The sequence below is a fragment of the Streptomyces sp. NPDC005774 genome (assembly GCF_042871645.1).
GTDB classification, from domain to species: domain Bacteria; phylum Actinomycetota; class Actinomycetes; order Streptomycetales; family Streptomycetaceae; genus Streptomyces; species Streptomyces pratens.
The window spans coordinates 1-9,097 of record NZ_JBIAIV010000102.1 but is presented as its reverse complement, the minus strand read 5'-3'; the positions used below and the strand labels follow the sequence as shown (position 1 = coordinate 9,097).

Sequence of the window (9,097 nt, the reverse complement as noted above, 5' to 3'; positions counted from 1 at the left end):
ACGGAGAACTCCGGGCGGGCAGTCGGCAGTGAAGCAGGAAACCCCACGGCGCGAGCCGTAGGAATCCCCCTCCTTCAGGAGGGGGAGGAAGTCAAGGGCTTTCTCTTGTTCTCTCGATCCGGACGGCGCTCGTCGAGGGCTCTCTCCGGACGGTTCCTTCGGCGGTCCCGGTGCGGGTGCCGTGTTCCGGCCGCCACCCCCGCACCGGGTGACGACATGGCCGGGGCGGGGTTCGGTGCGCCTGCAGTCGCACTGAACCCCGCCCCTGGTGGTCTGGGCGCACCCCGTCCGGTCATCCACTGCCGTTCCCGGCCCCTGCCGTCAGCGGCGATCGCCCCCGCGGTCGCGGTCGTTGTCCCGGTCGTGACGGTCGCGGTCGTTGCCGCGGTCCCAGCCGCGGTCGCGGTCGTTGTCCCGGTCGTGACGGTCGCGGTCGTTGTCCGTGGCATAAGAGCCGGTGACGACGCGCTGGGCGTCGACGGTGCTCCGATGTGGTGGGGCAACACCGAAGCCACCTGGAGGTTGTTGAAGGATTAACTTTCCACTGTGTGGCCTATTTCGCCGATACGGCCGCCTCCGGAGAGGGAGCGGTTCGGCCTTTCGTGGCCTTCGGGTGGCCGGAATCAACCGCATCGACGAATGTGGATAAATCTCCGTAGATCGACTCGAGGCATCACTTGCCCGCTCCCGTGAGGCAATGCCGACCGACGCTCTGTCAGGTCACTGAATCGACGGGGCGCCAGGAACGCGCGGAGATGGCCGAGTTGCGGTACGAACGGCCGACGGGGTCGGTACGGGAGGCGGATCCGGAGCCGTGGCTGCAGCCGGACGCGGTGTCGGATCCGGTGCCGGAACCGACACCGGTGGTCGTCACCCGGGGAGCCGGGAGATCCCCGGTGCCCCGCGGCGGGTCAGCGCCTTGGCTATCTTCTCCGCGTCGAGGGCCAGTTCGCGGAGGTTGCCGCTGATGGGGTTGGTGAAGCCGGTGAAGTACAGGCCGGGGGCGTCGGGCGGGGTGCCGGCGCCACGGGCGACCGGTCTGCCCCGGTCGTCGAGGACGTCGAGGTGGCCGACGAGGCCCTCCAGGGCGCGCACGTACCCGGTGGCCGCGATCACCGCGTCCGGGCCGACGCGGTTGCCGTCGGCGAGGGCGATCTCGCCGTCCTCGAACCCCTCGACGGCGGCCACGATCTCCACCGTGCCCTTGCGCACCGCGTCGACCAGGCCGACGTCCTGCACGGGGATGGCGCCTTCCAGCACCCTGCTGTAGAGGCCGCTGTCGGGGCGCGGCAGGCCCTGGGCCGAGAGGTCCGGCATCGCCACCCTGGCCTGTACCCGGGACAGCCGGTCGACGAGCCCCACCGGCAACCGGCGTACCAGAACGGCCGAGCGCTGGGAGGGCCAGCCCGCGGTCGAGCGGCGCACGAGGTGCGGGACGGTGCGGACCGACAGCCGTACCCGGGAGGCGCCGCCCTCCACCAGGTCGACGGCGATCTCCGCGCCGGTGTTGCCGATCCCCGCGACGAGGACGTCCCGGCCGGCGAAGGGCCGCGCGTTGCGGTACTCGGAGGCGTGCAGGAACGTGCCGGTGTAGGTGTCCCGGCCGGGCCAGTCGGGCAGCCTGGGCGTGTGGTTGAAGCCGGTGGCGATCACGACCGCGGCGCCGGTCAGCTCGCGTCCTCCGGTGGCGCGCAGCAGCCAGCCGGTGCCGTCGGCGGTGCGCTCGACGCGGGAGACCTCGACTCCGGTGACGATCTCCAGGCGGTGGTACTCCGCGTACTTCTCCAGGTAGCGGACCATGTCCTCGCGGGCGACCCACCGCCCGAACCGGCGCGGTATCGGCAGACCGGGCAGTGCGGACAGACGCCGGGTGGTGTGCAGCCGTAGCCGGTCGTAGTGGCGCCGCCAGGACGCGCCCACGCCATCGGCCCGTTCCAGGACGACGGCCCGCACCCCCCGGGCGCGCAGCGCGTACGCGACGGCGAGTCCGCCGGGGCCACCGCCGATGACGTAGACGGGACGGTCTTCCTGGTGGGGTGCCGTGGGGTTCGGGGGTGTGGTGGAGTCGGCCATGAGCGCGAGCGTAATCTCGCACATGCTTGATGGGTCTCGGTCAAGGCCGGAATTGGTTGCGGATTGATCACGTCTGCAGGAGGCGGGGCGGGATCAGTGGCGTGGAGCGCCCGGATGTGAAGGGAATGTTCTGCGCGACGCGCCCCGGTCCGCCGGGAAGTGGCGTTCCGCCAGGCGCTGTCGGAGGTGGCGTGGGTCATGGGCGGACCGGGCCGCGGATCGGGCTCGGGCCGTGGCGGCCGGAGAGCCGGCGGCGGCAAGAACCGGACCGTAGGGCCGACAGCCCGCTCCGCCCCGCCGTCGCCGCTTCCTCACGGCCAGAGGAGTTCCCTGGACCATCCCTCCCGCGGTGATCGCGGGGACCGGCGGTAGCGCAGGCGGGTGTGACGGCGGAGGGCGTCGCCCTGGAAGAACTCCACCTCGTCCGGGCGCAGGCGGTACAGGGTCCAGGACGGGGCCGGGGTGTCCGGCTCCCGCCGGGCCAGCTCCCAGGCGGCCTCCGAGGCGCGGGCCAGCTCCTCGGGGGAGCCGAGGGCCTCGCTCTGGCGGCCGGTGAGCGCGGAGGCCAGCGCCCCGGCCGAGCGGGCGCGCAGATCGGCCCGTGCCTCCTCGGCCGGGGCGGTGACGACGGGCCCGCGGATCCGGACCTGGCGGCCCAGCACCGGCCAGTAGAAGGCCAGCGCGGCATACGGGCGGGCGGCGAGGTGGCCGCCCTTGCGGCTGTGCGCGTGGGTCGCGAAGGACCAGCCGTCCGCGTCCGCGCCGTGCAGCATCACGATCCGGACGTCGGGCAGCCCCTCCGAGTCCGCCGTGGCCAGGGACATGGTGTGCGGTTCGGACTGCCCGGCCGCCACCGTCTCGGCGAACCACCGCGCGAACAGCGGCAGCGGTTCGGCGGGGGCGGCGGCCGGGTCGAGCACCGGCAGCTCGGTGAGCTCCGGGTCCCACACCCGCAGCGATGTCAGCAACTCGTGAAGATCGGTTCCCATGCCCCGATTGTTCCCGCCCGCCGCCTCGTCGTGCGGACCGCCGTACGGGTCCTCGGACGGGTCCGCTCTCACACGGATCCGAGGTCGGAGGAGACCCAGCGCTCGGGCCGCATGCGCAGGACGACCTGCTCGCCGTGCTCCTTCCAGGCGAAGGCGACATAGCCCTCGACCTTGTCTGCCGGGAGATAGCGGGAGGCCAGCTCCCGGAGCTGCTCGAGGGTCGCCGGGGTGGTCTCGACGACCGGTCCCTCGACCGACACGTAGCGGATGGTGGGGTCGAGGCGGTCGACCATGAGGGAGAACCGGCCCGCCGCGTCGATCAGCCGGTTCTTGTGGGAATCCAGTCCCGTCATGATCCATACGTCGCCCCCGGGCGTGTACTGGTACCAGATCGGCACGGTGAGGGGCGCGCGCCCGGCCCCCGCGTCAACGGCGATCGCGGCGACATGGGGCTCGGCCAGGAACTGTTCGCGCTCTTCGTGGGTCAGGGCCATTCCGGTTCCTCCTGCGGCGTCTGCGGCGTCTGCGGCTTGCGGGCGGCTGTGGCTGCCGGGTATCACTCGGGCATGCGCTTGTGCGGTCCTGTCTGCACGGAGTGCTCAACGAGAGCGCGCGCGGACGTGTTCCCCTTTCACCGATATGGACCCATCGCCTCCGCTCCGGGGTCTCCGCCTCCACTCCCGGCTCCTGCGAGATTCCGCGGGGCCGTTTTCGTGGGTATGACTGCCCGTCAGGCATGGGCGGGTGGCCGGGAAGCGCGACAAGCGGTGGCTCACCGGAGTGAACCACCGCCTGTCAGACAGGACGCGGAAAGCTGTGTAAGCGGGGGGACGGGTCGTGGGATGCCTCGCCTTACTTGGTCGGTTTCTTGCCGGTGACACCCAGGTGTACCAACAGGGCCAGATTGGGCTTGAGTTCGGCCTGCTTCACGCCCCATGAGGTGAAACCCTTCTGGTGCGAGGCGACGGCCGCCAGCATGGTGACCAGGGAACCGGCCACCGCCGCGGGGTTCACGTCCTTGTCGACCCGGCCCTTGGCCTGCAACTCGGCGACGGCGTCCGCCAGGGAGCTGTTCACCGAGTTGAGAATCTTCATGCGGAGCTTGTAGAAGCGCTTGTCGCCCTCGGCGGCACCGAGGTCGACGACGCGCAGGATCGCGTCGTTGCGCTTCCAGAAGTCCAGGAAGCCGTCGACGAGTTCCTGCGCCGTCTGCCAGCCGGCCTTGCCGGCCCAGGAGCGCCCCTCGAGCAGTTCCGCCAACCCGGCTCCGTCGGCGACCACTTGCTCCGCGATCTCCAGGACGGCACCCTCGACGTCCGGGAAGTACTGGTAGAAGGTCGCGGGCGAAGTCCCCGCCTTGCGGGCGACATCGATGACTTTGACATCCCGGTAGGGGGAGGAGCTGAGCATCTCGCTGAGGCAGTCGAGCAGCTTCTGCCGGGTCGCCTGCCCTCGTCGGCCGGCCACGCGGCCGTCGACGGTACGCACTTGTCCTGTCATGAAGTCAGCTTACCGAGGGGTGATGGGAGCGCTATTCGGCCGACTGCAAATGGGGTGTGAGGGTCGGCCGTGCCTGGTGTGCCTGGTCTGCGCGGTGCGTGCGGCACCGCTACTTTGGCGGCATGGCCGAAAACAGGGCATCGGAGTACACAGAGGGCACCCCGTGCTGGGTGGACGCGCAGCTTCCCGACGTGGAGGCGGGCAAGCGGTTCTACGGCGAACTCTTCGGTTGGACGTTCGAAGACCAGCCGGAACAGCCCGAGTGGCCCGCCCCGGCCTCCCGGCCCGAGCGGTCCGTGCAGCCCTCGCCGCCCCTGGGGACCGTGCGGGCGCTGCTCGGTGGCAGGCCGGTGGCGTCCCTCGCGCACAAGACGGACGGCCGGCTCCCCACCGTGTGGACGGTGTCCTTCGCGACCCCCGACGCCGAAGCGCTGTGCCGGCGGATCCTCGCGGCGGGCGGGCAGCTCGTCTCCGCGCCACGCGCGGTCGGCGAGCTCGGCGTCACCGCGCTCGTCACGGACCCCGAGGGCGCCGTCTTCTCCCTGTGGCAGCCCGGCGAGCGTCCCGGTTTCGGCCGCCGGCACGAGCGGGGCGCCTTCACCTGGGTCGAGCTCTACACCCGCGACACCGAGGCGGCCAACACCTTCTACGGAGGCCTCTTCCACGACGCCCTGTTCGGGAAGGACGCCGAGCCGGACTTCGGCCGGGCCCCGGTCTCCGACGTCTTCCCGGCCGAGATGCCGCCCCACTTCCTCGTCCACTTCGCCGTCGAGGACCTCGAGGCCACCATGGCGGACGTGACCCGACTCGGCGGCCGCGTCCAGGTGCCGCCCTTCGGGACGTCGTACGGCACGGTGGCCGTGGTGAGCGACAACCAGGGCGCGTCCTTCGCCCTGCTGCCCCGTTGAGCGGCCCCGACGCATTCGTTCACCTGGCGACGGCCGCCCCGCCCCGGGAAGCCCTCGTACCGCACGCCCCGACTCCTCCGGATGCCCGTCGGGCCACCCCGGCACGGCCCTTCGGTCCCCCGCCGGCCGCCCTCCCGGACACTCCTCCGGTCCCGTCGGCCGCCCGCCCTGCCCCCTGTCCACCCCATTACTTTGTATATAAGACTAGACACCCCCTATGTCGTCGGGTTCGCAACCAGCGCCCCGGACAGGAAGAATCAGGGTGCGTGCCGCCACGGGGCCGCGGTGGTGAGACGCTGCACTTCGGTCGCGCACAGGTGGTGGCGCGATTCGTACGGGGAGGTGGCAGGCAAAGTGGTGGATCAGCTGACGCAGCACGATCCGCGGCGTATTGGGCCGTTCGAGGTGCTGGGACGGCTGGGTGCCGGCGGCATGGGGCTGGTCTATCTCGCGCGCTCGGCGTCCGGCCGGCGCGTGGCGATCAAGACGGTCCGCACCGAGCTGGCCGAGGACCAGTTGTTCCGCGTCCGTTTCACACGCGAGGTGGAGGCGGCCCGCGCGGTCTCCGGTTTCTACACCGCGGCCGTGGTGGACGCCGATCCGCGCGCCGCCGTGCCGTGGCTGGCGACCGCGTACGTTCCCGCGCCCTCCCTCGAGGAAATAGTGAACGAGTGCGGGCCTCTCCCCGCCCAGGCGGTGCGCTGGCTGGCGGCCGGTGTGGCGGAGGCGCTGCATTCCATCCACGGCGCCGGGCTCGTCCACCGGGACCTCAAGCCGTCGAACGTCCTCGTCGTCGAGGACGGTCCGCGGGTGATCGACTTCGGAATCGCCTCCGGTGTGTCGAACACCCGTCTGACGATGACGAATGTCGCCGTCGGCACCCCCGCCTACATGTCTCCCGAGCAGGCCAAGGACTCCCGCAGCGTCACCGGCGCCAGCGATGTGTTCTCCCTCGGTTCCACCCTGGTCTTCGCGGCCACCGGACACGCCCCGTTCCACGGCGCGAACCCGGTCGAGACGGTCTTCATGCTGCTGCGCGAGGGCCCGGACCTGGACGGTCTCCCGAACGAGCTGCACCCGCTGATCGAATCCTGCATGAAGATGGAGGCTCCGGGTCGGCCCAGCCCCGCCGACCTCCAGTCCCAGCTCGCCCCGCACCTGTTCGGCTCCGGCTCCGACGACAGCGGTACGGCCTCCGCGTGGCTGCCCGAGCGGGCGGTGAGCCTGATCGAGGGCCGCCGCAACGGCCGTCCGCCCGCCCGTCCCGCCCCCGTCGGCGGCCGCAGCGCCGGCGGTGCCCGGCCTCCGGCGCTGCCTCCGGTGCCGCCCCCGCCCCCGCACGACCCCGTCGTCCCGCCGCTTCCGCCGGTGCCGGTCGGTGCCCCCGACCCGGGCCCGGTCCGGCTGGCCGGTGCCGCGGTGCCCATCGGCCCCGGCCCGCGCGTCGCGGACGTGCGCGCCGCCGCCGTCAAGTCGCCTCCGCCGGAGGCCGCCCTCGCCGGCTCCTGGACCACGCTCCGCCCCGGCGCCAACGGCGCCGACCCCGCCCCGGCCGGAGCACCCGCCGCGGCGCCGGAACAGCCGAGCGGCTGGCGGCCGTGGCGCTTCCGGATGTCCAACGATGTCTGGGGCACCCCGTCCGTCGCCGGTGACCTCGTCTACGTCACCTCCTTCGAGGTGCACGCACTCGACGTGGCCACCGGACGGCGCCGGTTCAAGACCCGGGACGTCGCCTGGTCGATGGCGGTCGCCGACGGCCGGATCCACGCCTCCGACGGCCCGACCCTGTTCGCCCTGGACGCCCGTGAGGGCGGCGACCTGTGGCGGCTGCCCACGGACGCCTGGGTGTACTCCCTCCAGGCCGACCGCGGCACCGTCGTCACCGGCACCCGCGGCGGCGGCGTGCAGGGGTGGGAGGCGTCCACCGGCCGGAAGCTGTGGGAGACCATCGGCTGCCAGACCGACTTCGAGTCCCCGGAGGCCGGCCCCGCCGTCCACGACGGCACGGTCTACGTCTGGCAGGACGCCCGCCTGCGCGCCCTGGACGCGCGCACGGGCGACGAGCGCTGGTCGTACCCCATCGGCGACGCGGCCTCCTGCGGAGGCGTCCCCATCCGTCTCACCCCCGCGCCCGACGGGTACGTGTACGTCTCCGCCGGCACCCGCGTCCTCGCCCTGGACATCGCCGGCGGACACGTCCGCTGGCACTTCGAGGCCCCCGCGGTCTTCCTCTCGCCGCCCGTCTTCGTCCCCGGCCCGGCCGTCACCGGCGGCGGCGTGTACCTCGCCGACTACCTCGGTACGGTCTACGCCCTCGACGCCACCGACGGCCGCGACCGCTGGCGCATCGCCACCGAGGCCCGCTCCTCGGTGCAGCCGGTCCTGGTCGCCGCCGGGCACGTCCACGTCGGCAGCGGAAAGGGCCTCTACACCCTGGACGCCGTCACCGGCACGCCCAAGTGGCGCTTCCAGGCCGGCGGCGACATCGTGGGCGCCCCCGCGGTCGCCGAGGGCCGGATCCACTTCGGCTCCACCGACCATCTCCTCTACACCCTGAAGGCCGACGACGGCCGGCTGAGATGGAAACTCGCGACCGGCGGAGAGATCACCGGCTCCCCGGTCGTCCGGGACGGGGTCGTCTACGCCTGCAGCAAGGACCGTTGCGTCTACGCCCTGGACGCGGAGAAGGGGACGGGGACGGCGCGTACGACGTGACGGGCGCCGGCCTGCGACGTGACGGGCTCTGAGCGAGGGAGTGCCGACGGGTGCTTCGGGAGGCGGGCGCCGGCGATGGGTGCGCGACGGTCGCCCGTCGGTGACGCGCTCGTGACAGGCGGCCGGTTGGCTGTGCGTATGCGGTCACGGGGGAACACACTCAGGCTCACCGCGGTGGCGACGCTGATCGTCCTCGCGCTCACCGGCTTCTCGACCGGACGCGGTCACGGCGGCAGCAGTGGTGGTGACAGCGGCGGCGGTTGCAGCAGTTCGTCGCAGAACCACGACTCGTCCTCGACGTCCGGAGGCGGAAGCCACCGCGACTACGACGACGATGACGACTATGACGACGACGCGGGCGGCAGCAGCGGAGAGAGCACGTCCCAGTCCCTCCTGGACGCCTCCGTGGAACTGGTGAGCTGCGCCTCGGTCGAGACCCCGTACGCGACGGTCACGGTCACCAACCCCAATGCCGTCGACAGTGTCTTCACCGTCACCGTCGACTTCCAGGACCCCGCCGGGGACATCCTCTCCACCCGGTCGCAGGAGGTCGCCGTGACCGCCGACGGCACGAAGGCCGTACGGGTGGAGCTCGGCGACGACAGCGATCTCGCCGGCCGGATCTCCACCTGCGACCTCGGCATGTACGCCCCGATCGCCGGCTGAGACCCGCCCGGAAAATCCTGAAGTGGCCTGTCCGGGGAGGCTTCTGGGCGCCTGACAGCGACTGACAGCGTCCGAACGGTGATGGGCGCGCGGCACGCGTGAGCCCGAAGCGCTGAAACGCGAACGTGGAAGGGGGGGGGGGGGCGGCCCCCCCCCACCCCCCCCCCCCCCCCCCCCCCCCGCGCCGGGCCCGGGGCCCCCCCCCCCCCCCCCCCCCCCCCCCCCCCCCCCCCGGGGGGGGCGCCC

The 9,097-nt window shown here is 72.5% G+C and carries 7 protein-coding genes and 1 pseudogene; 4 read left to right on the top strand and 4 right to left on the bottom strand.

Annotated features, from left to right (window positions below; all coding sequences use genetic code 11):
• Positions 1-537 (top strand): annotated as a pseudogene (locus tag ACFYQA_RS38755) (hypothetical protein); the annotation flags it as partial.
• 333 nt (positions 538-870) lie between these two features.
• On the opposite strand, the gene ACFYQA_RS38750 reads toward ACFYQA_RS38755, so the two are convergent.
• From ACFYQA_RS38750 to ACFYQA_RS38735, 4 genes are all read right to left on the bottom strand, one after another.
• Positions 871-2,073 (bottom strand): flavin-containing monooxygenase, encoded by a 1,203-nt coding sequence (locus ACFYQA_RS38750; protein ID WP_388928438.1) that lies wholly within the window; start codon positions 2,071-2,073, stop codon positions 871-873.
• A 311-nt stretch (positions 2,074-2,384) separates the two neighbouring features.
• Positions 2,385-3,062, bottom strand: coding sequence for a pyridoxal 5'-phosphate synthase (locus ACFYQA_RS38745; protein ID WP_388928436.1), 678 nt, complete (start codon positions 3,060-3,062; stop codon positions 2,385-2,387).
• A gap of 68 nt (positions 3,063-3,130) precedes the next feature.
• Entirely contained in the window at positions 3,131-3,556 is a 426-nt protein-coding gene (locus tag ACFYQA_RS38740) for a pyridoxamine 5'-phosphate oxidase family protein (protein WP_388928434.1), read from the bottom strand.
• A 358-nt stretch (positions 3,557-3,914) separates the two neighbouring features.
• Positions 3,915-4,550 carry a TetR family transcriptional regulator gene (locus ACFYQA_RS38735; protein ID WP_388928440.1) on the bottom strand — a complete coding sequence of 212 codons (636 nt, stop codon included), beginning with the start codon at positions 4,548-4,550 and terminating at the stop codon, positions 3,915-3,917.
• Between the two features lie 134 nt (positions 4,551-4,684).
• Between ACFYQA_RS38735 and ACFYQA_RS38730 the strand changes: the two genes are divergently transcribed.
• The 3 genes from ACFYQA_RS38730 to ACFYQA_RS38720 all read left to right on the top strand — a co-directional run bounded on the left by ACFYQA_RS38730 (position 4,685) and on the right by ACFYQA_RS38720 (position 8,851).
• The gene (locus tag ACFYQA_RS38730; RefSeq protein WP_388928432.1) at positions 4,685-5,470 is read left to right on the top strand and encodes a VOC family protein; all 786 of its coding nucleotides are present in this window, start codon (positions 4,685-4,687) and stop codon (positions 5,468-5,470) included.
• 354 nt (positions 5,471-5,824) lie between these two features.
• The gene (locus ACFYQA_RS38725) at positions 5,825-8,185 is read left to right on the top strand and encodes a PQQ-binding-like beta-propeller repeat protein (RefSeq protein ID WP_388928430.1); all 2,361 of its coding nucleotides are present in this window, start codon (positions 5,825-5,827) and stop codon (positions 8,183-8,185) included.
• Positions 8,186-8,323: 138 nt separating this feature from the next.
• Positions 8,324-8,851, top strand: coding sequence for a hypothetical protein (locus tag ACFYQA_RS38720; RefSeq protein WP_388928428.1), 528 nt, complete (start codon positions 8,324-8,326; stop codon positions 8,849-8,851).
• The last annotated feature ends 246 nt before the right edge of the window (positions 8,852-9,097 follow it).